The sequence below is a fragment of the Colwellia sp. MB02u-6 genome, assembly GCF_014077095.1.
In the GTDB taxonomy this organism is placed as follows: Bacteria; Pseudomonadota; Gammaproteobacteria; order Enterobacterales; family Alteromonadaceae; genus Cognaticolwellia.
The window spans coordinates 1-26,254 of sequence record NZ_JACGVG010000027.1 but is presented as its reverse complement, the minus strand read 5'-3'; the positions used below and the strand labels follow the sequence as shown (position 1 = coordinate 26,254).

The window sequence follows — 26,254 nt, the reverse complement described above, 5'->3', positions numbered from 1 at the left end:
CAAACACACTTCGTCAAAATATGTTATCTCTCATGCTAAACCTCACTATCACGTTTACCTTTAAGGCTAGACAAGTGGCTTTATTTAACGTTACATAAGCGTATAAATCATAAAAGGAAGTACTATGCGAAGCTTTATTAGCATTATAGCAGTCCTCATGCTCTGCACTTTGTCAGCTTGTTCAAAAAAAAACATAAATCATCACGAATTAACTGTGACTAAAGTTCACCGCATGATGGAAAATAAACAGCTAACAAGTGAAGCCCTGGTCAATTATTACTTAGCGCGAATAACAAAAATTGATGACCAAGGGCCACAACTAAACGCTGTAGTTCAGCTCAATAAAAATGCACTTAAAAGAGCGCAAGAGCTTGATGCGATTTATAAAAAATCAGGAAAAGTAGGAGCCTTGCACGGTATTCCTGTTTTATTAAAAGATAATATCGATACTGTTGACGGTATGGCCAATACTGCAGGCTCTTGGGCGTTAAAAAATCACTATCCTACAAATGATGCGTTTTTGGTTCAGCAACTTAAAAATGCTGGTGCGATTATTTTAGGAAAAACAAATTTAAGTGAGTGGGCAAACTTTCGTTCAACCTCGTCTTCAAGTGGTTGGAGTGGCCTATGGGGTCAAAGTAAAAACCCATACGACTTTACTACAAGCCCATGTGGGTCTAGTGCTGGCTCTGGCGTAGCCATCGCAGCAGACCTAGCATTATTGGCTGTAGGCACAGAAACAGACGGCTCGGTAACCTGTCCATCGGCAATAAACGGTATTGTCGGCATCAAGCCTACTTTAGGTACCATAAGCCGAGATGGCATTATCCCTATCGCTCATAGCCAAGATACTGCTGGCCCAATGGCGCGCACAGTGACTGACGCTGTTATTCTGCTTACTGCATTAACTGCTGTCGACAACAGAGACCATGGTGCACTATCAACTACGACTGATTTTATTAATCATTTAAAAATAGGCGGCATCAGAGGTAAACGCATCGGTGTTGCCAGAAATCTTACAGGGTATCATGGGCAACTTGATGCGGTTTTTGAACAAGCTATTGTCGACTTACAAGCTCAAGGTGCCATTATTGTTGATGCAACTAATTTCGCCAATACTGATGCTTGGGGTGACGCAGAGTTTGAAGTGCTGCTATACGAATTTAAACATGGTTTAAATGCTTATCTTGCAAACACAGGTGATAATATCCCTAAGTCACTTGAAGCCTTAATTGCCTTTAATCTTGCAAACGCAGATAAAGAAATGCTTTATTTTAAACAGGAAATATTTGAGATGGCACAAGCTAAAGGAACACTCACTGATGAGCGTTATCGTGCCGCATTACTACTAGCAAAAAAATCAACTCAAGATAAAGGTATTGATGCCCTCTTGGCTGAACACCAGCTTGATCTGATTATTGCACCAACCACAGGACCAGCTTGGAAAACTGATTGGATAAACGGTGACCATTATTTAGGCGCAGCGTCCTCTGCTGCAGCAATTTCTGGTTATCCCCATATTACAGTACCAATGGGCTATGTTCATGGCTTACCTGTTGGTTTATCAATGTTTTCAGGTAAATTACAAGAAGCTAAATTGATTGAGGTTGCCTATGATTATGAGCAATCAACATTACATAGAAGATCGCCAGTGCTTTAAATATTGTTGACCTGAGTTTAATATGGCAGAAAAAAAGCGATTTGAATGGCTTCAAATCGCTTTTTTTCTTGTCGCACATTAACTATATTACACTCACTTGGCCGTGAAATAGTCACAAAATTCACTAAAAAATCGTTTACTCAGCAATATATTCCACAACTTCTAAGCCAAAGCCTGAAAGCGAGTGATATTTCGTTTGTGAGCTTAATAAGCGCATTTTACTGACACCTAAATTAGCCAAAATTTGTGATCCAACACCAACGTTACGTGAGCCAACATGACGTTTAACTTCTTTAACGGTTTCACCCGCGTCAAGCTTAGCGTATTTCTGTACTTGGGCAATAAGCTCCATAGGTGATTCGTGCTTACCTAACAAGACTAATACACCGCCTTCTTTGCCAATTTTTTCCAGCGCACTCGACATCGGCCATTTAGCGACACTTTCACGTTGACTGAGCAATAAGTCTTTAAAAGTATTTTCTAAGTGCACACGAACTAACGTTGGCTCTTCAGGCTTAATTTCACCTTTGGTTAAGGCAAAGTGTGCCTGACCGTCAATAGTGTCTTTAAATACGGTTAAATCAAAATCACCAAATTCGGTCGGTAGTTTACACTTTGAGATCCGTTCAATAGTGGTTTCATTGGCATTACGATATTCAATTAAATCCGCAATAGTACCCATTTTTATGCCATGTTTTTCAGCAATAATTTCTAGGTCTGGCCGACGCGCCATGGTGCCATCTTCATTTAATATCTCAACAATAACCGCTGCGGCTTCAAGGCCAGCTAAACGCGCTAAATCAACACCTGCTTCGGTATGACCCGCACGGTTTAACACGCCACCATCTTTGGCAATCAGCGGGAAAATATGGCCAGGCTGCACAATCGAGTTATGATCAGCGTCTTTACCAACCGCGGCTAAAACGGTCGTGGCACGATCAGCGGCAGAAATACCAGTAGTTACCCCTTCAGCCGCTTCAATAGAGACAGTGAAATTAGTGGTAAACTGAGCGTCGTTTTTATCGACCATTAGCGGTAATTTTAACAACTCGCAACGCGCTGCCGACATTGGCATACAAATAAGACCACGACCATGTGTTGCCATAAAGTTTATCGCTTCAGGCGTTACTTTTTCTGCCGCCATAATAAAGTCACCTTCATTCTCGCGATCTTCATCATCCATTAAGATGACCATTTTACCTTGAGCTATATCGTCGATAATCTCTTGTGGCGTATGTAAATTCATGACAACCTCTTTATTTAATAAAACCATTACGCGCTAATAGCGCATGCGTAACACCTGACGGGTCTTGCTTGGCAGTTGTTTGCTTGGTAAGTAATCTTTCTAGGTAGCGGGCAATTAAATCAACTTCTAGATTAACTTTAGTGCCCACTTGGTATGTACTGATAATTGTTTGACCTGTGGTATGTGGAACAGTCGTTAAGCGAAATTGATCGGCGCTTAAACTATTGACCGTCAAGCTAGTACCATCGACAGTCACTGAGCCTTTTTCTGCAATATAGGCAGATAATTCTGCGGGCATAGTTAACCAATAATCTATACTATTGCCCTTATGTTCAATGGCGCTAATTTCACTCACGGCATCAACGTGACCCGACACCATGTGGCCACCGAATCGTGTGGTGGGTAACATGGCTTTTTCAAGATTAACGCTAGCACCCATTTTATAATGTGCGAAACCGGTACGTGTTAAAGTTTCGCTAGATACATCAGCGCTAAAACTGGTGCTATCTAAGGCAGCAACGGTTAAACAAATACCATTGGTTGCAATTGAGTCGCCTAATTTAACATCTGATAAGTCTAATCTTGCCGTATTAATGGTGACGCGTGCGCCATCACCTGAGCTATTAATTGCTTGTAAATGCCCTACGGCTTCTATAATGCCTGTAAACATATTATGTCTCGTCGTCTGTATAGCTTATTATTACCACTGACTCTAGTCTAGACAGTAGAGCCTTCACCTTAACGACTAAACCTTGCCGTTATCCTAATATCTTTACCCACCATGCGAATATCATTGATATCGAGATTTTTAGCCGCTGATAGTTGCAATATTGCTGGCATATTAAGTAAGCTTTTACCCTCGCTACCGATAAGTTTTGGTGCTTGGTAAAGTACCAGCTCATTCACTAAGTTTGCGTTAATAAAAGCGCCTGCTAGCTTAGCGCCTGACTCAATTAAAATATCATTCAAGCCTTGCTGAGCCAAGTAAGCTAACAATAAACTGAGATCAATGTATTCACTATCGACTGCTTTAGGAATAATCACTTGTTCTACAAAATGTGGCCAATTTTGACTATTTTCAATAGATTGTCGAATTAATATTATTTTACTGCTCGTTTTAAAGACATCAAGATCAGGTGTTAAGCGGTTTTTACCGTCAATAATAATACGAACTGGCTGCCTAATATCTGCTTGTGCATAACGCTGCTTTAGCTCACCTAATGCCTGCCAACGGACATTCATTTTAGCATTGTCAAAAATAACAGAGTCGGCGCCACAAATAATGCCACAACTTTGTGCTCTGAGTCGCTGGACATCAGTGCGAGCTTCATTTGAGGTTATCCACTGGCTTTCACCACTAGCCATGGCGGTTTTTCCGTCCAAGCTTGCCGCTAATTTACAACGAACATAAGGTGATTTGGTGGTCATTAAGTGAATAAAACCAGGGTTTAATGCCCGAGCATCTTGTTCAAGCAAGCCAAACTTTGTGGTTATTCCTGCCTCAGTTAACAACTTAAGGCCACGACCCGAAACTCGTGGGTCTGGATCAACCATAGCGGCAATAACATGGCTCACTTGTGCTTTAATCAGCGCTTCTGCACAAGGTGGTGTTAGACCAAAATGACTACAAGGTTCTAGCGTGACATAAGCAGTAGCACCTTTGGCTTTGCTGCCAGCCTGTTTTAATGCATAAACTTCAGCATGCCCTTGCCCTGCTTTTTGATGAAAGCCTTCACCCACCACTTCGCCATTTAATACGATGACACAACCAACACGCGGATTAGGTGACGTGGTAAAATGGCCGCACTTTGCCAGGCTGATGGCGCGCTGCATAAATTGATGATCTTTAAATGAAAAATGGTTCATTATTGGACTCAAAGTTAAACTGTGATGGCGCTTAAGCTATATGCCCATCGAACTAATTATTTATTCATCACCTAAACGGGCAATCTCTTCACCAAACTCTTTAATATCTTCAAACGAGCGATACACTGAAGCAAAGCGAATATAAGCCACTTTATCTAAAACTTTTAGCTGCTCCATAATAATAGTACCGAGCATTTCACTTGACACTTCGCGCTCACCTGTTGCTCTAAGCTGTGATTTGAGTTTATTAATCGACAACTCTATTTGTTCGGTGCTAACAGGCCTTTTTTCTAATGCACGTAATAAACCATTGCGCATTTTATCTTCGTTAAAAGGTTCACGAGAGCCATCACGCTTAATAATGCGTGGCATAACTAACTCGGCACTTTCGAAAGTGGTATATCTTTCATGGCACGCTAAACATTCACGACGACGACGGACTTGGTGACCATCTGACACTAAGCGTGAATCGATAACTTTAGTCTCGTTGGCTGAACAAAAGGGGCAATGCATTGATGAGTTCCAAAGTTAACAGGTCATGAGCAATTTAATCTTGGTATGTTAATTGAAAACAGTTCATTAAGCCAAATAGTTTGCGATTAATGGCAAACTAGTCATGGTCCAATAAAAAACAGTCAAAAAAATGGCCACTAAGGTGGCCACTTTAAGATTAGTCAGTAAATAACAATATTATTTAAAAGCTAAAAATAATTACTTATAAACAGGGAAGCGTGCACAAAGCTCACTAACGGCGGCTTGAACTTTAGCGATCACGGCTTCGTTGTTGATGTCATCTAAAATATCACAAATCCAATCCGCAGTTTTTTTGGCTTCTTCAACACCAAAACCACGACGAGTAATGGCTGGTGTACCTAAACGTAGGCCAGAAGTTACGAAAGGTGAACGTGGATCATTGGGTACAGAGTTTTTATTCACGGTAATATGAGCACGACCCAAGGCGGCATCAGCATCTTTACCCGTAATATCTTTATCAATTAAATCAAGCAATAATAGATGGTTATCTGTGCCATTAGAAACAACTTTATAACCACGTTCTTGTAAAACCGCCACCATAGCTTTAGCATTATCTAACACGTTTTGTTGATAAACTTTAAACTCTGGCGCTAATGCTTCTTTAAATGCTACAGCTTTTGCGGCAATCACATGCATTAGTGGTCCACCTTGACCACCAGGAAATACTGCGCTGTTCAATTTTTTATAAATTGCTTCGTCATTACAACCCGAAATAATTAGTCCGCCACGTGGGCCAGCTAATGTTTTGTGAGTTGTTGTCGCCACAACATGGGCGTGTGGCACTGGATTAGGATATAAACCCGCAGCAACTAAACCGGCAACGTGAGCCATATCAACAAAAAAGTAAGCACCCACTTTATCGGCAATTTCACGCATACGAGCCCAATCAACCACACCAGAAAAGGCTGAGAAACCACCAATGATCATCTCTGGTTTATGCTCTAGTGTTAAGCGTTCTAATTCAGCATAATCAATATCACCGGTTTCAGGGTGTAGACCGTATTGAAAAGCTTCATATGACTTACCCGAAAAGTTTACATGCGATCCATGCGTTAAATGGCCGCCATGCGCTAAACTCATGCCTAATATTTTGCCACCTGGTGAAACTAAGGCTTGGAAAACAGCAGCGTTTGCTTGTGAACCGGCATGTGGCTGCACGTTAGCATAAGTTGCGCCAAATAATTCTTTTGCGCGGTCAATAGCCAGTTGCTCGGCAATATCAACATACTCACAACCGCCGTAATAACGCTTACCTGGGTAACCTTCAGCGTATTTATTCGTCAGTTGTGAACCTTGAGCTTCGAGTACACGTGGACTACAGTAGTTTTCCGAAGCGATGAGTTCAATATGCTCTTCTTGACGAACAACTTCGTTACTCATTGCTTGATAAAGTTCTGGATCAAAATCAGCAATATTCATATCACGTGTAAACATGTTATATCCTCAAATAGTCTGCCATTGGCAATACTGGGGGTTGGCTTTAATTCTAAATTAATTGCGACATATTTTGCCTGAACTTGCCGTGCTTGTACACGATAAAACCGTGCTCTTTTAGTTCATTTTGCAATCAAATATACTTTGAAGTTATCTGCAAAAGTTTTTAATACTAACATCAATAGATAACTAAAACTAATATACTTCTTTAAAATCGTAAAAACAATAAATTTAATTCATTAAATTATGCGTTAATACAAATTAAATACAAGTAAATAAAAATAAACTGTAAATTATTCGGTGGCGAAAGCACTTGGTTGTGTTGACTCGATCCTGTACTTACCCTCGTGGAAGCGCGCTATTATCCACCTAAGTCCCAACTCGAATAATAAACGCAAGTGTGACTCAAACATTTAAGACCAATGAAGCGTTAACCTTTGAATTGGGGGGAAAGCTGAATAATGCGCGAGATATATTTAACCCTATTACTTGAAGTAGCTTTGCTTGAATTGCAGCTTTGGTTTCAAAGTTATTGCTTATATGATGTAGCCGTCTTTAATGCTGGTTAACCTGCCAAAACAATGAATCAATATGCCTTGCATACGAAATAAATAACTCAATGGCTCATTAGCCACTTCGCACTGCCTTTTTTTTGCTAACTAAGCTACTGACCTGATGCTTTTTATACTCACTTAACCATAGCCGTTCTAGTTCGAGCTATATCTTGTTATGGAACGGCTCTATCTGTGACTAACTTAACGACATCACCACTTTTTCAGAGGTTAATCGTTTCGCCAAAATTAACACCAAGACCAGGGTTAACGCGATGGTGGCTGCGCTGGTAAATAGCAAGGCACTCCAATCAATAGCTAAGCCTTTAAAAACATCTTCCATCAACAATGACTGGCCAGAGATTGGCATCCAATCGATCCAAGCAGGCTTATCATCCATCATCATTAAGGCAAAAGGAATAAAACTAGGCACCATAATCAACATGGTCACAGTTGATTGTGCTTCTTTGAAACTCTTGGCCTGAAAGGCAAAGAAGAGCTGTAGTGCTGCGGCGAGAAAGCAAATAGGTACCAATAACAACAACAATATAACAAAGGTACTGGCGTCAATACTAAAGGTTGCCCCTATTTTAGTTAGGTCAACAAAGTTCATTGCCACTGAAGTCAACACTAGCATTAATATAATGGAGATAATTGAAATAGCGCTGGCACAACTCAACTTCGCCAGCACTATTTTCAAAGTACTTACCGGCTGACACAGCAGCATTTCTAAAACATTACGCTCTCGTTCACCTGCGCTCGAATCTATCGCCACAGGTAAACCCGACATAAACGCTGCCATCATTAAATAAACCCCTAAAATGAGTGAGATCATCACTGCATTGCTACTGGGCAGTGAGGTGTCTTGTTCAAGTAGTTTAATGGGTTGCAATAATTTAGTGTCTATACCGCGCACTAATAGCCGTTTGTAACCAATAGTTAAGGAGTGTTCACTAATAACAGCTTTAATTCGGCGAATAGGAGACGTTAACGATTTCTCGTTATAATCCGCACGCAAAATTAATTCAATGGGCTTACCTGCTGCCATATCTGCAATGAATGTCTCAGGAATGCTCAGTTCAATATTACGCTCATTCCAATTACGCTCTTCATCTTCGGGTACATCAGCAAAAGATAAAATATTCTGGTCTTTGAGGGCGTTAATCAGTTTTGGTGCATGTTGCTCGCCACTATATTTCACATAGACTGGCGGGTTGTCTACCGCTTCTTTAATCGCTACTTTTAATATAACCATGATCATGACTGGCATCAATAAAGCCATGCTCATCGCTACCATTAGTGCGCGCCGGTCGCGAAAAGCTTCTTTAAATTCTTTTACCATTAAGGCTTTTAATTGCATCATGCGGCGACACCTTCATCAGAGCCAATGAGTTTCACGAAGGCTTCTTCCAATAAGCTTTCTCCTGCTAAATCACACAACTCTTGCGGTGTGCCTTGGGCCGCTAACTTACCGTTTGAAACAATGATCACGCGATCGCATAACGCGGCAACTTCTTGCATAACGTGTGAGGAAAATAAAATACAGTGGCCTTTGGCTTTAAATTTAGCTAAGTGGTTACGCAACACGCGCGTACTCATCACATCTAAACCACGGGTGGGTTCATCAAGTACAAAATTTTTCGGTTGATGGACTAGTGCCTGAGCCAAGGTCACTTTCATGCGCTGACCCTGCGAAAACCCCACTGTTTTGCGATGCGCTAATTCACTCATTTCTAAATCAGATAGAATTTGCTCAATGGCGGCATGCTTTTTTGCACCTTGCATGCCATGAATACTGGCAAAATAATCAATTTGTTCATAAGCAGTTAAGCGCTCATACAAGCCAAATTTATCAGGAAATATGCCTAATAGTTTTCTAGCTTTAATTGGCTCTTCTGTTACTTTAATACCATCAATGGTCGCATAACCTTCATCGGCACGAAGTAAACCATATAGTGTGCGCAAACAAGTAGTTTTACCGGCACCATTTGGGCCTAAAATACCAGTAATTTCACCATCTTTTGCAATAAATGATAGGCCGTCTAGCGCTTTAACGGTATTTTTTTTACTGACAAAACTTTTATGTAAATTATTAACTTCAATCATGATTTATTCCTTTGCTTTTTTTGGCATAGCACTAGGCGTTACTTGGGCTGCACCACCATTTAAACCCACCATAAATGACTCGTCAGGAATTTCTTCAAGACATGACTCATCAAGTTCCTTTGGCGTTTGTTGCTCTAAAAATTCATTAACGATTTTAATACCGCAAGCTGTTGAGGCAACGATATGCGCGTTGTTTTTAGCAATAATATGATGACTATTGGGTAAATGCGCGGCAGATTTTTCACCATTACTGGCTGGCGTGACCGGGTCTAATGCACCCGACATGATTAGGGTTGGTATATCCGCACTAACGGTTTGATAAAAATCGTCGCTCGGTTGATACTTTGGCCAAACAGCACACACTTTTCCAACCATAGTTAAGCTCATACCTTTAGCGAAACTATTGTCGGCATCGTCAGCTTTCATAAGGGCAGATATTCTGGGATAGTCTTCATTGCAAACAATATTAAAATGCAAAGCTATATAAATACCCATGCCACCTTCACTCTGAGCAATAACACCCGCCAATGGCTTATAGTTACCTAAATAGGCTTGATGAATTAACAGCGGCACTAGGCTACGTGTTTCCATCGAGTAAAGTTGCATTTGTATGGTTGAAATGAATTTATCCTTGCTAATGATAAAGGCGGTATTAGTGCCTAATCTTGGATGATCAATTTCTACCGTCACCTGTGCTTGCGATAATTTATTGCTGATGGTGGCAAACTCATTTGCCAATTCAGGGTATTGTGCCGCACAACTTATTTCGTTCTGACAGTGTTCAACCAGCTTAATAAAGGACTGCTCTGCGCTTTTACCAAATAAGCCAATAGGTACTTCGATTGGGCCAACACTGTCAAGTACTACACTTTTTAACGAATTTGGGAACATACGCATATAAACTAAACCGGCACGGCTGCCATAAGAGCCACCGTAAATATGTACTTGTTGATGACCTAACGCCGCGCGCACCGCCTCAAAATCTCGAATCGCATTTTCTGAGTTATATTGGCTTAAGTCTCCTGTGAGCTGTGCTAGACATTGCTCAATATCAGTAAAAACAAAATCTTCAGGTATACTGGTATAGGGATCAATCTCTAATGAGTCTTCACATTGCAGAGGATGTGACTGACCTGTGCCGCGTTGGTCAATAAGAATTAAATCGCGGGTTTTTCTAATCTCGTTAAAGCCGCGAAAAATAGGGCTAGCCAGCTCAGTTGCGGCTTGACCCGGGCCACCGGCCAGAAACATTAGCGGGTGTTTTTCTTGACTATTATCTATTGCCGGTAACAGCACAAAATTTATATCAATTTTTACGCCATCTGGTTTGGCATAGTTCTCTGGTGTAACTAAAGTGCCGCACTGTACTTGTTGTCTAATACCCTCTATATAACAGCTTGTTAAGGTTAGTGCCTGTTTTACACTATTCTCAGCCCAACTGCTGTTGGTTATTGCAATGAGTAAACTTGCACTCAATAAATTTTTCCAATTTATTTTCATTTTATCTTCCCTTTAAAACCCTGACTGCATAATCTTATCATTGGCGATTCTATTACATCTTTTTTTTAAAATTTCATTCAAACTATTTTTAATGGCTAACACAACCGACTACCGCGAGATAAAGCCGCTAAGAAGTTTACACATAACCAAGTTGCTAAGCGCTAAATAAAGTAAAAAATAGTTAATTGAAAAATAACATGACTTGCTGTGATATTTTTCATGCTAAAGAGCGATCATCCTGCTGTTCGATATCAGCAATGCCCTTTGCTCTATAAAAATAGCCTTATGTGGCAAAAACACACGATTGCACGAAATAACAGAATTAATCATTCACATAGTCCTAAAATAACGATAAAGTCTGTTATAAGTATTATTCGCCAGATAAGAGGATGACTGATGGAATTAAATCAGTGGGTAGATGAATTATTTGAATTGTTTGATGAAGATAAAGACGGTGTCATCAATAGAAGTGAGTTTGTCGAATTGATTGACTGCTTACTACAAGATAAAGGCATTCGTATGTGTGAAACCATATTCAATCGCTTTGATAAAAATCATGACAACTCAATTTCCAAAGATGAGTTACGTGAAATGGTTATCGATCTAGCACTGTAGTGCTTATTTGCGCTTGTATATCGCTCGCTATATAAGCGCATTTTGATCGTCTGGACGGTTGATATTTAACCTATTAATTTTAATCATTTATATTTAACCTCCAACTTACTTTAAAAAATAATGCTGAATTTTCCATCCTTCGCTACCAGCTTATGGATAGTTCTTGTGCTGTTATTGCCACAATTTTTTCTAAAAAATATTATTCAAACACGCTTTTAGCCATCTTTTTCAAGCCACTTTTCTTTGCTCTGATTTCTCAATAATGATGAAACGATGTTAGCTTTTGTATCATGCTTCACAAGCTTAAAGGTCAGACCTCTAGTATTCCAATCTGTGGCTTGCTATCATACTCGGCGTACACGCGTACACTGAAACGGGAATACATAACGTGCAAACTCAAGATTACGGCTTAGCAGAAGAAATTGTCAATGCAGTTAGTCATGGGCTGGCGGCATTGCTTAGTGTGGCCGGTTTAACACTTTTAGTCACTTTAGCCTGGATACAAACTGACATGGTTAAAATCATCAGTTTTAGTATTTATGGTGCTAGTCTGGTTTTACTGTTTAGTGCCTCAACACTTTATCATGCGCTATTACATGAAAAGGCAAAAAGAGTCTTTAAGTTACTCGATCATTGTGCGATTTATTTATTGATTGCCGGCACATATACCCCGCTGATGCTAGTTACATTAGCTGATGACATTGGCCCGCTAATGTTGGTTATTATTTGGGGGCTAGCCATTTTGGGTATCGCTTTTAAAGTTAAGTTTGGTAACAAATATAAAAAGTTATCGCTATCAACCTATTTAGGTTTGGGTTTAATTTCCCTCACTTTTATACATAAACTCAATGCTAAACTTGCCTATGAAGGCATGATTTTACTGGCTTTAGGCGGTATTATTTATGGCTTGGGTACTATTTTTTACGTTAGAAAAGACAAGCAATATAGTCATGCCATTTGGCATGTTTTTGTATTTTTAGCCGCTTTGTGCCACTTTTTCATGATGTTTTTTTACGTACTTTAAATAACTAAAAGTAACAGCTGTTAATTAAGCTATATCGATACTTGTTGTTAGCAAATAATCTTCAAATTTTTCTAGTGTATTAGCGAAGCTCTTTTGGCCTAGACCTAAGCGAAAATAATTACCTGAAAGTCCGAAAAGCTCACTTGGCAGCGCTAATATACCGCTTTGCTTGGCAAGTTTATGTGACCAAGATATTATTGAGTCGATATTTTTAACCTCAACTAGCGTGAGCATACCTGCCTGAGGTTGATGCCAATGTAATTTTTCTGGGTGTCGGGCAACAAGTGCCGAAAAAAGTGCTATATTGTCGGCAATAAGCTGATTATTGCGAGTTAAAATTTCTTGGCTATTTTGCAATGCCAGTAGCGCTAATTTTTCATCAATTTTCGAGCAGCAAATAGAATGAACGGCTTTAATTGCCATTAAACTTTGCAGTAATGTCTTATTAGGTGTTACCGCCCAACCAATACGAACGCCAGCCAACCCTAAGCTCTTAGACATCACACCGACAACAATACTTCTTCGGTAATCTAAATAACCATGAGCTAAAGCTAAATCATAGTAATTACTTGCTTGTGAAACATCATCACTTAACAAGTAACACTGATAATGCTGCGCCAGTTGCAGTATTTGCTTAGCGAGTTTACTGTCAATAACACTACCCGTTGGGTTATGTGGTGAATTAAGCACAATAAGCTGGGTTTTATCATTCACTACTTGCTTAAAATCGTCAATATCGGCTTGCCAATGGTTTTCAGCGCAAAGTGATATTTCTCTAACGATAACGCCCATCGACTTCGCCATACTGACCAAAGACGGATAACTGGGTGTCATGACCACTATTTCATCACCGGCACTTAATACAGCTTGATAAATGGCTGAAAGGGCTTCCTGCGCGCCGCAAAATGTCACCGCGCTATCGGCCGTTATTGATCGGCTATGGCAATTTAAACCTTGGTGAAACTTAACTATTTCTTGCCGCAACGCCTCATCACCTTGAACAGGTGAGTAACTTAAAAGTGTTGCGCCAATAGGGTCTGTTTCAACACCGCTTATGGTCAGGTTATCAGTGTCTAAACTGCTAGCGCCTAAGCCAGCAGTGCCAAGCTGACACAACTGAGCTAATGTCAAAGCCTGCGCAGTCGAATCACTTAAATTATACTGTATATAACCCGCAAGACTTTGACTATAAGCAATATGCTTAGGCAGTGAGTAAGTTGGCATAAATTAGCTATTCTTCTTTATGTAAATACGGCTATAAGTCAGCAAACTATTTTACTCGCCAAACACTGAGCTGACAGTGAGAGACATTGAAATTACGCGCAGAGTCTGCGACAACACGTGGTAATTCTTTGGTCGCTACAAGGTCAAACTCATCATTGAGTTCGCTGGTTAAAGCATCAATGCCTGATAAGTTTTCGCCATTAACTTTCACGCCACTTAGCCATTTAGCTTTATCTGTTGTCTGCAACTGATAATGGTAGTCTGAAATAATAATCAGTAACCCTGAAGGATTTAAACGGCTTACAGCATTCGCCAGTAAACGCTTAGGATCGTAACTCTGCTCCAAAGCATTTTGAATCAAAATAACATCATAGTGCTTAAAGTTATCTTTGAGATTACAACCATCTGCTTGACTGAATAATATCCGTTCACTATTAGCCTGTTTGACCTTGTCCGCTAGGGTAATTTCATTATACTCGCAGATATCTCCTTCTATTGTATGGGTATAACGGACACTAGCACCGGTTTGTAATTGCACACCATATTGAATGGTGCGCGCAGAAAAGTCTACCGCATCAATATGTTGAAAATATTGACTCAGTTCAAATGCTACTCGCCCAACACTACAGCCTAAGTTAAGTAAACGCTCAGTCGCAATATTTTCAGCGGCGATAAAACTCTCTACCTGTTGTGCTATTTGTTGGCCATAATTTTCATGGCCAAGCGCATTAGCGCCAAAATAACACTCAAGCTGCTGGCAAATGTCTTTACTTGTTTCATATTTATTAACCGCTGCTGGTGGTTTTTCTGCTTGCTCACTAACCACATAGCGAAAGCCTGCATGCTGGTAAAAATGTCGACGAAAAGCATAGCGTGAAGAGGCCAAAGTTTCATTACCCGTAGAGATCCAAGACCCACCTTTAATTAAATTATGCTTACCGTCAAAAGTCGGTGTCGAAAAGTCGTCGTACAAGGGGTGAACATTAAAACCAGCAAAGCCGTCGATGGCTGATTCAGTCCACTGCCAAGTATTACCAATAACATCAAAAAATTCACCCTGCTGATGTCGGTTAACTGGGCATGATGATGCTTGATAAGCTAAATCAATATTACCTGGTACTTCAGGCCACTGGTGTTGGTCACCAGCAACATGCTCGCGAAGACAATACCACTGGGCTTCAGTGGGTAAGCGAACAAAGCCTGTGGTCGTTTTTTGTCGCCACTGGCAAAAGGCTTTGGCTTCTAAGTAATTGACTTCTACCGGCCAATCTAATGGCAAAGGCATTTCACTTGTTAAGTTACGCTGAGCATATTGGCCATTGTTATAGCGCCAAAACCTCGGCATTTCAGCTTGAGTGAATTCCAGCCATGCCTGGCCTTCTTCGCACCAAAATTGCTCTGAGCGATAGCCACCAGCAACAACAAAAGCCATGAATTCATCATTGGACACTAAAAATTTAGCGGCACTAAAGTTATCAACATCGACATCTTGATGACCATATTCGTTATCCCAGCCAAAGGTTTTGTCATCTGCTTTTTTTCCTAACGACAAGTGTTGAGACTTAACCGGTATTAATTGGTTTTGAGGTGCAACTGATGAATGTAAGCACGGTTGCCATTGCTCTTGGCTTGTTAGCCATTTTAATGGCAACATACGCATAATCACCGATGAAGTTTCAAGATGAATACGTTCGTGCTCGCAGCCCATTAATATCATCCATGCTAACGAGTCTTGCGTAATAGGTAGACTCAACTCCATATTGTCAATCAAATCGAGTACTAAATCATAAACTTGCTGACGATAAATTCGGACTTCATCGACACTTGGCCAGTCATAATGTTCGCTATTAAGATCGTCCCAACTCATTTCATCAACACCGACCGCGCAAATAGCTTCTAAACGGCTGTTGACTCGCTGCTTAATATATTTACCCAGTATCAGCTTATTAACGTAAAAAGTTGCGGTATGTCCAAAATAAAAAATTAACGGATGACGTAACCGCTCTGGCCTTAAAAAATAAGCATGGTCATGGTTGATCAGTGAGAATAATGACTCATATGTCGACCAAGTATTTTTAAAGTATGCGGTTAACTCTTGTCGCTTTTCTGCTGTCGAGTTGCCATCAAGTGTTGGGGTATTTAATTGTTTTATCATTTAATTCTTCGCTAAATATGTTTGTAGTCCGACTTAGTATTTCAAAGCTCACGCTTTAAATAATAATACTTGGCCGTTGAAATTGCTTTAAATAACCATGTTGCAATAATTGCCCCATACTTAACTCTGTTGTTTTTTCACCATAACGACTTGTCACACTGAGCGCTTTGTCTATGCTTTGGTTAAACCAATCATTATTGGCAAATAACGTAATAGCTCCAACACTATTAGCTTGATCGTGCAACGAGCTCGGTAATTGGCCATACGTTTCACTGTGCACTTGGTAGCCACTTTTCATGTCATCAATAGCTTCAATAACATTTAGCAAAGCAAAAATCACATTCAAATAGGGGTTGTAGTGCTCGCTAGACGCACCTAGCCTGTGTTCAATTCTTGCAGTTTTATGCCAATTATTCTGACTAACAATGACATTGTTTTTATCATCATATAATAGTGCCTCAACGCCCATTTTTTGATTGTGTTTACCAATGTCTCTGTACAAAGCAATACTGCCTTGATGCCCGCCAGAAATATCAACAGGCGAACACAGCTCCTCGGCTAAGCCATATTTCGACTTTAATGCTAATCGCTCAAAAGCTTCTTCCTCTGGCAAATAAATTAAGCAGCAGGCTAAACTTGTACGTAAAAAATGTTGCTGTAAACATTCACCAAAATCACCGGAAACAAGTAAATTTTTTCCACTGACATCTTGTACGCTAACATTAATTTGTACCGCATTAGGGATATGTACCGCACGGTTATCGCCACTAAAAATATTTTCACACCCATAAGCTAGCTTGCCATGGTCACCCGCCCAAATAACAGGTTTAATAAGTGTTTTTGTCGCGCCTTGAGCAGCAAACAGTTTCGGTAATATTTCAATAGCGCGACTAAGGTTTTGTGCCTCTTTTAATGGACTTTGGCCATTAAATATCGACACATACTCCCATTGATTACTCCAATACTCAGCAACCACTTCACCATCAATACCCAGTGCTAATAAATTTCTATTCACCTGCCTATAATCTATATGCTTATCTTTTGGCTTTTGATAACACCCTTCCAATTCAAAGTGTATTAATGCGCGAAAGCCGCGTTTATTAATGTAATCTTGCAGACCTGAAATTATGGCTTCTGCGAGCCTATTTAAACTATTCATAATGGATAAATACTTGAACGTTGATATTTTGAATATACTTGGATAATAAGAAAAATTATAGCTAAGTGATTAATATTTTAGTTATACGTAGTAATGATGATTTAGGATTAAAAAACTTTAACTTGATTGTTATGCTGGTGTTTTGCTTGATATAAAGCTTGCCCAGTATTGAGGTAAAAATGGGCCGTAATTTCAGATGGTGACGACAGACAAAAAATTGTCGCAACCTTAATACTAACAGCCGCACTAGCTTAATGTTATTTATCTATTGTTGAGTGATGAGTTGACCAGGAGTCGCTCAACAATGTTTGGCTGTGACATTGTTTGGTTGTGACTTTAAACTCGTACTTGCAACACTATTTTTTTCGGCAGCACACAGAGATACTGCCACCCCAATACCAGAAAAATATCATCTTGGTGAAAAACCTGCTAAAAGTTCCTCGATAATAAAGATACTTTTTGTGGCTTTAGTATTGGTCTGTTGGGAATTAGTTATCTTGATAGAGTTCATTGAAGCTTTTAACGTTAAAGCCTCTAAGAACTTGATTGCCAACTTTTAATACCGGTACACCACGTAAGTTTAATTTGGCAAACTCTTTCTGCCCTGCTGGCGTCTTTACATTGCACAAACGAAACGCAATGTTATTTTCTTCAAGGTAGCGTTTTGCCGTCTGGCAATGTGGGCAATTAGTCATGGTATAAAGCGTGATACGTTGCATAAAGTGAGTTTTAAACAGTTAAGTTAATTAAATTTAAGCAATTATCGCATAGAATGAGCATAAAACACTTATTACAGTGAGATATTATTTATTGGTTCCAAACTAAGTTGCTTGCCATTGTTTAGTCACTAAGACCTTATCTTGATTCAGTATTCGCCCTTCAAAAACATCACCCGATACCACTTCACCGACACCGGCAGGTGTGCCTGTCATCACAATATCGCCATCTTCTAGCGTAATAAAAGAACGAATTTCATCCAATATGGCTTGCGGTGAATGTAACATCATCGCAGTCGAAGCAGATTGTCGGCATTCACCATTGATAAAAAGTGCTAACGCTAGGCATTTATCAATAACATCTATCGTCACAAAATCGCTAAATAGCGCAGAACCTGTAAACGCTTTAGCGCGCTCCCATGGCAAGCCTTTAGCTTTTAACTGAGTTTGCAGGGCTCTTTTAGTCAAATCTAAGCCTATAGCAACAGCACAAAATTTACCTTGTTGATACAGAAAACAAAGCTCAGCTTCATAATGCAAGGTTTCTTGATGGTAAGAGCAAAGCTGCTCACCAATCGCCGCATTGGGTTTCATAAATAACACCATATCGTCAGGAACCTCATTACCAAGTTCGCTGATGTGTAGGGCATAATTTCGACCAACACAAATAATTTTAGATGATGTAATATAAGTATTATTGACTTTAACCGAATTCATTAGACTGCCTTTAAAATAGGTTAACGCACCATGCTAAAACGCAATCAGTGCTAATAACTATACTATAACTAATTTTAACTCGGGTTTAACATAATTTATTGGTGGCACTTTAACTGTATCTGAAGATTTTCGTTGTTGCTTAAAACGGTCAAAATTTACGGTTTCAAGTCCTAATTGCTGACTCATTTTCCCAAAGGTTTGATAGTCTTCACGTGTAAAGTCATCATCTTCACGAGTCAGCAGACCATCAATATATGCGCTGTCACCATTTAAGGCAATATTTGCAACAGCAGTGTAAGGTTTACCAAAATCCTCGACGCGTATGGCGCGCACTGATTTCACTTCAAAAATCCATTTATCAATTTTAACATAACGGGACAAGCTATCTTGAGAAGACTGATTTTTCATGTGGAGAGGTCCTTAAAGTCAGTAAAATTAGCGACTGCCTGGTTGAAAAAACACTAGCAGTCGAAAAAAAAGCTATTAATAGAAAAAATTATTTTTATAATAATAGCTTTTTTATCTTAGCTAGGTATTGGTTAAATTCTTCTTCATTAATTTCTGTATCACCATTGATATCGAGCTGAGCAAAAACTTTTGTTAATGTCTCATTTTTAGCTAATTCATTTGCACTTAAGCTATTACTTTTATCGACATCATAATCTGTGACTAATTGAGAAAAAGTGGCTGTAGGCTCTGCCACTTTAAGCGTTGTTTGAGTAACATCATTGTTGGCAAAAGCAAGGTTTGATGCCAGCGATGCGACAACAACAGTAATAGACAGTTTTTTTAAGCTCATATTATTCATATCTGAATCCTTTTAATTGATAGCACATCAAGAAATATGCCGGCCATGGCCCTTGCCACTTACAATAGATATAAAGCATATCTCATGCCAAAACATAGGTCATTGATTTTTATCAATTTAAATAATATGCTTTCCTAGTGAATGTCTCCAATTAGCAACAACTTATCTGTACCATAATTTATAAATAGTGACTGACTCTAGCTAACTCATAAAATATATTTATAAAACAATAATTTAAAAAAATAAAAAACTGTCAGTACTATTGTCTCCGTATTGAGACAGCATTGTTTTTTTTGCGTTTTTAGCTAACACTATATAAATATTTATGAGGAAAAAAGGCCCAAGCACACATTGTGAGCAATTCAATCACACTCGCCAGTAAAGCGCATAATAGGAATTTGTCGATAAAAAGCTTATCAATAAAATCATTAACCTTATTAGGGTTTGGTTTAGTCGCTTTACCTCTGGTCGTTGCTTTAATTTTTGGTGCCTCGCAAGTCAATACGCTTGCAAAAAAAAGTGCGAGTGCAATTACTGGTATAACAGAAATATTGGATCAGCAACAATTACTGAAAAGTAGTCAAATCAAACTGGAACGCAGTGCTGCGCAATATTTAGTACTGCGAGATCCTGCTTTGGCAACCAGTTATGATGAGCAGTGCAAGCAAATATTACAATTAGCTCAACAATTAATCGCGGCGAGCCAAGATCAAAAATTACAGCTACTGGTAACTGAATATGCCCAAACTGTTACGGCACTGATTGAACAGACCATGCCAGAAGCTGAACAAAAATCACCTACTGACAGCACAATCATCAAGCCAATACAGGTCATATTTAGTGCCCTAAATATGACTTATGAACGAATTACTCAGCGAAGTGGTGAACTTAACACCTTGCATATCACAAATATTAAACAGGCCGCACAAGCTGTCCGCGATATTATGATCCAGAGTTTAGTTATTATTCCTATTAGCATAGTTATTGCAGCTATATTTACCTTCTTAATCACTAGTCCGCTTAAAGTACTTACGCAGAGTATTTTTCGATTACAACAAGGACATTTTGATCATGAAATCAAAGTAACAGGCTCGCCAGAGATTCAAGAAATAGCGCTAGCCTTGGAAAACATGCGTACACGCTTACAAGCGTTAGAGTTGCAAAAATCGAGCTTTATTCGCCATATATCACATGAATTAAAAACTCCCCTAGCGGCCATTAGAGAAGGCACGGAGCTGTTATATGATAATAGTGTTGGTGAACTCAATGCCGAGCAACAAGAAATTTCTCACATTATCAAAGACAGCGTATTTCGCTTACAAAAGCATATTGAAGACTTACTCGATTTTAATATTGTCCTCGACTCAACCAGTTTACAAGATTCCAAGTTGATACAAATTAATGAGGTAGTCTATCAAGTGATCGCAGAGCAAAAGTTAGCCATAAAACGTAAAAAAATACTTCTTAACAATAGCTTGAGTGATATATCTCTTTTTAGTAACCGTAAACAAGTAACGGTTATTATCGATAACATTTTGTCCAACGCGATAAAATACTCACCGGATGAAGGCGTGATAGATATTTCGTCAGCACTAGTAGATGGCCACTTGCAGCTATTTATTAGCGATCAAGGCATGGGAATTGCCGAGGAAAGTAAAGACAAAATATTTGATGCTTTTTATCAAGGTCCACCACCTGAGCAAAATTTAATCAAAGGTAGTGGTCTCGGCCTCACCATAGTTAAAGAACTCATACTACGCCTCAATGGCGATATTGAATATTTGGCTGAACAAAGTGAGCAACAGGGAACTAAAGTAAAAATCACCTTACCACGCGCTTTTCGACAAGAGGAATCCGTTTAATGGCTAATTTACAGCGATTTTCATCAACAATGATAGTACTAAGCATAGGGTTACTGCTGTTATCTGGTTGTCAACTCATCACCAAACACAAGAATAGCAACACAAGTTATGGTGAGTATTACCTAATATTGCAACAACTTAACCAACAACAACTAACCAATGAGGTTAGTAAGCAACAAAAAATACTTACAAAACCAACAAAAAAAAACAGCCTAATGCACTATGACGCACAAACAAAACTCCTGCTACTTTATAGCCTACCTACGTCACCTATTTACAATGTTTTCAACGCTAAAGTATTGTTAAATGAATTGAACAGTGATGATAACAATGCCGCACTCGCTAATATCAGCCCAAGTGAACAGGCTTTTATTTCCTTATTGCGCGATCAATTAAATCAATGTTTACTAATGAGAAGCCGCTTGCTTACCCAGCAACAAGAGCTTCAACAAGCACAACGACAGCAGGCAACAAAACAGCAAGAAGCGTTAACCGAACAAGTGAAGTTATTAGAACAAACTATTAAACAATTAAAGAATATTGAACAAGCTATTGATAAAAGAGATCAATAATTGCTAGTTAAAGGCACTATTAAATGCACTAGCGATTAAGAGCAATTTAAGTTCTATTTTTAGCACTATATTTTAGCCATATATTATAGCCATAGATAAGCACCGAGAATAACCCATGACCAATCTTAATCCAGCTGCCGTTAAAACAGACAATAAAATTCTAATCGTTGATGACGATCCTAGCTTGCTGCGGCTACTTGCTATCCGTTTGGCTGCAGCAGGCTATGAAGTTGAGTCAGCAAAAAATGCTAAAATAGCCCTAGGCCGACTCGAGAGTTTTCATCCACAATTAGTGATCAGCGATCTTAAAATGGAAGGCATGGACGGCATGGCACTATTTGAACAAATAAGAGCTAAGCACCCTCATATTCCCGTCATTATCATGACCGCCCACGGTACTATTCCTGATGCAATTAATGCCACTAAACAGGGGGTTTTTAGTTTTCTCACTAAACCTTTTGAGAGTAAAGAGCTACTGGAAATAGTACAACAAGCCATTCGCCTGCAACCAGCAGAACTCAACCACAGTCAGGCTGATAACCAATGGCGTGATAAAATTATTAGTCGTAGTACTATTATGGAGTCGCTTTTACAACAAAGTAAGCAAGTGGCAAGAAGTGATTTTAGTTTACTTATTCAAAGCCAAAGTGGTACAGGTAAAGAGCTGTTGGCAAAGGCGATTCATTTGGCAAGCCCTCGACACCAACAAACATTTACCGCTATTAACTGCGCTGCTATTCCTGAGCAGCTGCTAGAGTCTGAATTATTTGGTCATATTAAAGGCGCATTTACCGGCGCGGAAAAAAATCATATTGGCTTATTTCAAGCGACAGATGGCGGTACACTCTTTTTGGATGAAATTGGTGATATGCCAATGAATTTTCAGGTAAAACTGCTACGTACCTTGCAAGAACGAGAAATACGCCCCGTGGGTAGCACACAAGCGATTAAAGTTGATGTTAGGATTATTTCAGCAACCCATAAAAATTTACAGCAAGCTATTATTGACAAAACATTTCGTGAAGACTTGTATTACCGACTCAATGTCGTTGAGTTAGAGTTGCCACCCTTGTCTGAACGTCGAGAAGATATCCCATTACTTGCGCAATACTTTTTAAGTCAGTCTGCCGACCAGTCACACATCAATATTACTGGTTTTTCGCAAGAGGCCATGGAAGTGTTAATCAGTGCAACTTGGCCAGGCAATATAAGACAATTACAAAATGTGGTTGAGCAAACACTCGCGTTGTCTACTGAACCATTAATCAGCGAAATGTTGGTAAAGAATGCACTGCGCGATAACACCACAATTTTACCGTCATTTGTCCAAGCCAGAGATAAATTTGAACGCGATTATCTTGCCAAGCTGTTAAAAATTACGGCCGGGAATGTTTCACAGGCAGCGAAAATAGCACAAAGAAATCGCACCGAATTTTACAAATTGCTTAATCGCCACCATCTTTCGGCAGAAGCCTTTAGGGAAGAATAGAGTAAGCCACTTGAGGAAGACGGCATTCGCTGCTATGAAGTATTCTGGATAGTTAGATATCGCCGTTTGCTAAAGAAGTTTAAGAAAACCAAGAGTAGGTAACATAAAACGCCATGACAAGCCGTTGATTACTTGGTTGCTAGCAAGTTAAACGTTAACAAACGACTAAATTAAGAAAATAACCATTATTCTAGTATCGCGTTGGCAACACTGTTAAAACTGTTTTGTTATTTAATATAAGTCATTGAACTAGGGGGCAGTTAAGTGAACTACTCAATAGCCAGTAATTCAACATCAAAAATCAATAATGAGCCGGGCGGAATTTTACCTGCCGCACTATTACCATAACCTAGCTCTGCCGGTATAAATAAGCGGGTTTTCTCACCTACTACCATTAGCTGTAAACCTTCTGTCCAACCCTTAATCACTTGATTTAAGCCAAAACTAATCGGTTCATTTCTTTCAACTGAACTGTCGAAAACTGTGCCATCAAGTAAAGTGCCGTGATAATGGACTTTTACTTTTGTGCTTGCCATTGGATGAACCTCACCCTGTCCTGGGTTTAATACCTGATACTGCAAGCCAGAAGCTGTTTCAATCACACCGACGACTTGTTTATTATTTTCTAAAAAATCTGCCGTTAGCACAGCATTAACCTTTGCTACTTCACGGTTAGCATTATTTCGTACAAAGAAGCTGACAATTAAGGCCAGTACAATAATTAGCATAATATACTTAAACATTCTTATTCCTTATTATTATTTTTTATGATTTCTTGTGACTGTTGTGACTGTTGTGACTGTTGTGATTGTTGTAATTGTTGTAGTAATTTTACGCCTCAATATTCATGCATTGAAGCGCCTATTATTGATTAATATTATTAACCTCGGGCGCGGTTAGCTTTCTACTTAGCCCAACAGCTAAGTGCTGATCAAGTTGTAAATTGCCAATAGAACATCGGTGCAAAGCCATCACCGGGTTACGAAAACGGCCAAACATGCGCTTGACTTGGTGGTAACGTCCTTCAAAAATTTCAACTTGTGCTCGATAGTCAGATATAATAGTTAACTTTGCAGGCTGAGTCGTAATGTCCTCAAACGCAAAATACATACCTTCGGCAAAAGCGGCTATATATTCGGCGGTAAGTTTATTTTTCAAGGTTACTATATAACGTTTAGTTATTTTTTTCTCGGGTAAAGTTAAGCGTTCTGACCAACGGCTATCATTGGTCATTAGCAGCAAACCAGAAGTATTAAGATCAAGTCGGCCAACAATATGCAGTTCATTTTTAAACGAATATTCAAGTAAATCAAGCACTGTTTTATGCTTTGTATCACGGGTTGCACTGACAACACCCACAGGCTTATTCAGCATAATATAATAGGCACAATTAGCTTGGATCACTTTACCATCCAAGGTGATATGGCTAAAGGTATCAATAATTTCATCAATATCATGAGCGACTACATCATTGATCAATACTCTATTTTGCGCCAATATTAGTCGAACACTTTTGCGATTAACCTGACAATATTGTGCCAGAAATCGATCCAGCCTAGCTTTATTTAACGCCATAATAAATCCAGTGTAAACGGCACAAAAATCAAACCAGATCCTTAATAAGATGAACATCACGTTGTGGGAATGGAATTTTAATATTGGCTTTATCTAACGCTAAATAAATTTCTTTATTCGCTTTATATTTAGCACTGTATAAATTTTCTGTTGGGGTCCACAAGCGCACCGCGATGTTAATAGCACTATCAGCAAAAGCATCGATACCAATCAGAGGCTTACGAGCTTTACTCACAATGTCTAACTGTCCAATCACCTCTTCAAGCAACGCCACCACCGCTAACGGGTTTTCGCTATAATCAATGCCAACACTTAACTCTAACAACGAGTCGTGGCTTGAATTATGTAATATTTCACCCACGATATGTTTATTCGGAATGGTAATTTCAACATTGTCTTCATCTGACAATATTGTGTATGCCAGTAAAACCTCTTTCACTAGCCCAGTAACGCCACGCACCGTAATCGTATCACCCACCACAAAGGGACGAATAATAATAATATTAAAGCCGGCAGCATAGTTAGCCAGCAAGCCTTGCAGAGCTAAACCCGCACCTAATGAAATAGCACCTATAGCGGCAATAAATGGCGTAACACTAATACCTAATTTACCTAAAGAAATGATGGTTATCATCACTACAATTAACATTTTACTGGTATTCGCTAAAAAGCGACTCAGGGTGACATCAAGCTTATGTCGCTCACATAATTTCAGTACGAAAGTCGCTATTTTACCAGCAAAAATGTAACCAATAATGAAGATGATAAACGCACCAATTAATTGAAAACTGTAATTGGTGAAAAACTCAATAATGATATTGTAAATACGACCCACTTGATCAATTTCATCTTTAAGTAAGTTGACAGGATCTAAGGTTTTACTTACCTGTTCTGTTGCGCTTGAGCTGCTAGATTCATCCATAAATTAATTCCATATAATGTACATTACTTAGTTTATCTATATTACGACAATTTACCGCTACATTTGCATTATTATTTAGAATTAATGCGTAAAGTTAAACCTTGTGCTGACTTTTACTAACCAGATCACTTGAGTCTGTACTCACCATCCCAAACCTTTGTATTGCTTATTAAAAAATACGAGCACTGATGGATAGTCAAAGTAAAATAAGCTTTTAAAATGAAATAGCGAATCGCTCGTTCACTGATTATGAGGATATAGTGGATAAGTGCTCTATTGCATGGAACAACTTCATAGCTGATAAAGAACGGGCCTTATTTCTATCCTGGAGGGACTGGGCAAAGTTGACTAGTTAATTATTGGAGTTGTTATAACCTTTGAGATTACAGCAAGTTAATGCTCAAATCTCAAGCTTTATTTATCAAATGCCAGAAAGCAAAAAACCCGTAGCGTTAGCTACGGGTCTCTCTAAATAGAAGCCTAGCAATGTCCTACTCTCACATGGGAACTCCCACACTA

The 26,254-nt window shown here is 39.2% G+C and carries 24 protein-coding genes; 6 read left to right on the top strand and 18 right to left on the bottom strand.

What is annotated here, in order from left to right:
* The first annotated feature begins 124 nt into the window (after positions 1–124).
* Positions 125–1,660 (top strand): amidase, encoded by a 1,536-nt coding sequence (locus H4J46_RS02515; protein ID WP_182231999.1) that lies wholly within the window; start codon positions 125–127, stop codon positions 1,658–1,660.
* Positions 1,661–1,796: 136 nt separating this feature from the next.
* On the opposite strand, the gene ribBA is transcribed toward H4J46_RS02515, so the two are convergent.
* From ribBA to H4J46_RS02475, 8 genes are all read right to left on the bottom strand, one after another.
* Positions 1,797–2,906, bottom strand: coding sequence for a bifunctional 3,4-dihydroxy-2-butanone-4-phosphate synthase/GTP cyclohydrolase II (gene ribBA, locus H4J46_RS02510; RefSeq protein ID WP_182231998.1), 1,110 nt, complete (start codon positions 2,904–2,906; stop codon positions 1,797–1,799).
* 10 nt (positions 2,907–2,916) lie between these two features.
* On the bottom strand, positions 2,917–3,576 hold the full coding sequence (locus H4J46_RS02505; protein WP_182231997.1) for a riboflavin synthase: 660 nt from the start codon (positions 3,574–3,576) through the stop codon (positions 2,917–2,919).
* 68 nt (positions 3,577–3,644) lie between these two features.
* Positions 3,645–4,772 carry a bifunctional diaminohydroxyphosphoribosylaminopyrimidine deaminase/5-amino-6-(5-phosphoribosylamino)uracil reductase RibD gene (gene ribD, locus H4J46_RS02500; protein ID WP_259365661.1) on the bottom strand — a complete coding sequence of 376 codons (1,128 nt, stop codon included), beginning with the start codon at positions 4,770–4,772 and terminating at the stop codon, positions 3,645–3,647.
* A gap of 60 nt (positions 4,773–4,832) precedes the next feature.
* Positions 4,833–5,285, bottom strand: a complete 453-nt coding sequence (gene nrdR / locus H4J46_RS02495) for a transcriptional regulator NrdR (RefSeq protein ID WP_146880154.1) — start codon at positions 5,283–5,285, stop codon at positions 4,833–4,835.
* A 198-nt stretch (positions 5,286–5,483) separates the two neighbouring features.
* Positions 5,484–6,740 carry a serine hydroxymethyltransferase gene (glyA, locus tag H4J46_RS02490; RefSeq protein ID WP_182231996.1) on the bottom strand — a complete coding sequence of 419 codons (1,257 nt, stop codon included), beginning with the start codon at positions 6,738–6,740 and terminating at the stop codon, positions 5,484–5,486.
* Between the two features lie 750 nt (positions 6,741–7,490).
* Positions 7,491–8,654: an ABC transporter permease gene (locus H4J46_RS02485; RefSeq protein WP_182231995.1), complete on the bottom strand. Its 1,164-nt coding sequence runs from the start codon at positions 8,652–8,654 to the stop codon at positions 7,491–7,493.
* Complete coding sequence (locus H4J46_RS02480; protein ID WP_182136057.1) at positions 8,651–9,397, bottom strand: ATP-binding cassette domain-containing protein; 747 nt, start codon at positions 9,395–9,397, stop codon at positions 8,651–8,653. The genes H4J46_RS02485 and H4J46_RS02480 overlap by 4 nt, the downstream gene beginning before the upstream one ends.
* Positions 9,398–9,400: 3 nt before the next feature.
* Positions 9,401–10,897, bottom strand: coding sequence for an alpha/beta fold hydrolase (locus H4J46_RS02475; protein WP_182231994.1), 1,497 nt, complete (start codon positions 10,895–10,897; stop codon positions 9,401–9,403).
* Positions 10,898–11,293: 396 nt separating this feature from the next.
* Between H4J46_RS02475 and H4J46_RS02470 the strand changes: the two genes are divergently transcribed.
* Positions 11,294–11,512: an EF-hand domain-containing protein gene (locus H4J46_RS02470; RefSeq protein WP_182136059.1), complete on the top strand. Its 219-nt coding sequence runs from the start codon at positions 11,294–11,296 to the stop codon at positions 11,510–11,512.
* Positions 11,513–11,900: 388 nt separating this feature from the next.
* A complete protein-coding gene (locus H4J46_RS02465; RefSeq protein ID WP_310650194.1) occupies positions 11,901–12,536 on the top strand; it encodes a hemolysin III family protein in 636 nt (211 codons plus the stop codon).
* Between the two features lie 24 nt (positions 12,537–12,560).
* On the opposite strand, the gene H4J46_RS02460 is transcribed toward H4J46_RS02465, so the two are convergent.
* The 7 genes from H4J46_RS02460 to H4J46_RS02430 all read right to left on the bottom strand — a co-directional run bounded on the left by H4J46_RS02460 (position 12,561) and on the right by H4J46_RS02430 (position 19,315).
* Complete coding sequence (locus tag H4J46_RS02460) at positions 12,561–13,760, bottom strand: pyridoxal phosphate-dependent aminotransferase (RefSeq protein WP_182231993.1); 1,200 nt, start codon at positions 13,758–13,760, stop codon at positions 12,561–12,563.
* A 46-nt stretch (positions 13,761–13,806) separates the two neighbouring features.
* Positions 13,807–15,915, bottom strand: coding sequence for a 5-histidylcysteine sulfoxide synthase (gene ovoA, locus H4J46_RS02455; protein WP_182231992.1), 2,109 nt, complete (start codon positions 15,913–15,915; stop codon positions 13,807–13,809).
* A gap of 55 nt (positions 15,916–15,970) precedes the next feature.
* Positions 15,971–17,074 (bottom strand): hypothetical protein, encoded by a 1,104-nt coding sequence (locus tag H4J46_RS02450; RefSeq protein ID WP_182231991.1) that lies wholly within the window; start codon positions 17,072–17,074, stop codon positions 15,971–15,973.
* Positions 17,075–17,562: 488 nt separating this feature from the next.
* Positions 17,563–17,793, bottom strand: coding sequence for a glutaredoxin family protein (locus H4J46_RS02445; protein WP_182231990.1), 231 nt, complete (start codon positions 17,791–17,793; stop codon positions 17,563–17,565).
* Positions 17,794–17,895: 102 nt separating this feature from the next.
* Positions 17,896–18,507, bottom strand: coding sequence for a fumarylacetoacetate hydrolase family protein (locus tag H4J46_RS02440; protein ID WP_182231989.1), 612 nt, complete (start codon positions 18,505–18,507; stop codon positions 17,896–17,898).
* Positions 18,508–18,564: 57 nt separating this feature from the next.
* Entirely contained in the window at positions 18,565–18,915 is a 351-nt protein-coding gene (locus H4J46_RS02435) for a hypothetical protein (protein ID WP_182231988.1), read from the bottom strand.
* 94 nt (positions 18,916–19,009) lie between these two features.
* A complete protein-coding gene (locus H4J46_RS02430; RefSeq protein ID WP_182231987.1) occupies positions 19,010–19,315 on the bottom strand; it encodes a hypothetical protein in 306 nt (101 codons plus the stop codon).
* Positions 19,316–19,668: 353 nt separating this feature from the next.
* On the opposite strand from H4J46_RS02430, the gene H4J46_RS17485 reads away from it, so the two are divergent.
* The 3 genes from H4J46_RS17485 (at position 19,669) to H4J46_RS02415 (ending at position 23,238) form a co-directional block, all read left to right on the top strand.
* On the top strand, positions 19,669–21,177 hold the full coding sequence (locus H4J46_RS17485) for a HAMP domain-containing sensor histidine kinase (protein WP_182231986.1): 1,509 nt from the start codon (positions 19,669–19,671) through the stop codon (positions 21,175–21,177).
* Positions 21,177–21,749, top strand: coding sequence for a hypothetical protein (locus H4J46_RS02420; RefSeq protein ID WP_182231985.1), 573 nt, complete (start codon positions 21,177–21,179; stop codon positions 21,747–21,749). The genes H4J46_RS17485 and H4J46_RS02420 overlap by 1 nt, the downstream gene beginning before the upstream one ends.
* A gap of 115 nt (positions 21,750–21,864) precedes the next feature.
* A complete protein-coding gene (locus tag H4J46_RS02415) occupies positions 21,865–23,238 on the top strand; it encodes a sigma 54-interacting transcriptional regulator (protein ID WP_182231984.1) in 1,374 nt (457 codons plus the stop codon).
* Positions 23,239–23,507: 269 nt separating this feature from the next.
* Here H4J46_RS02415 and H4J46_RS02410 read toward each other — a convergent pair whose 3' ends face one another.
* From H4J46_RS02410 to H4J46_RS02400, 3 genes are all read right to left on the bottom strand, one after another.
* A complete protein-coding gene (locus H4J46_RS02410; RefSeq protein WP_182231983.1) occupies positions 23,508–23,981 on the bottom strand; it encodes an FKBP-type peptidyl-prolyl cis-trans isomerase in 474 nt (157 codons plus the stop codon).
* Positions 23,982–24,102: 121 nt separating this feature from the next.
* Positions 24,103–24,813 carry a pseudouridine synthase gene (locus H4J46_RS02405; RefSeq protein ID WP_182231982.1) on the bottom strand — a complete coding sequence of 237 codons (711 nt, stop codon included), beginning with the start codon at positions 24,811–24,813 and terminating at the stop codon, positions 24,103–24,105.
* 28 nt (positions 24,814–24,841) lie between these two features.
* Complete coding sequence (locus tag H4J46_RS02400) at positions 24,842–25,735, bottom strand: mechanosensitive ion channel family protein (RefSeq protein WP_182231981.1); 894 nt, start codon at positions 25,733–25,735, stop codon at positions 24,842–24,844.
* Positions 25,736–26,254: the final 519 nt, after the last annotated feature.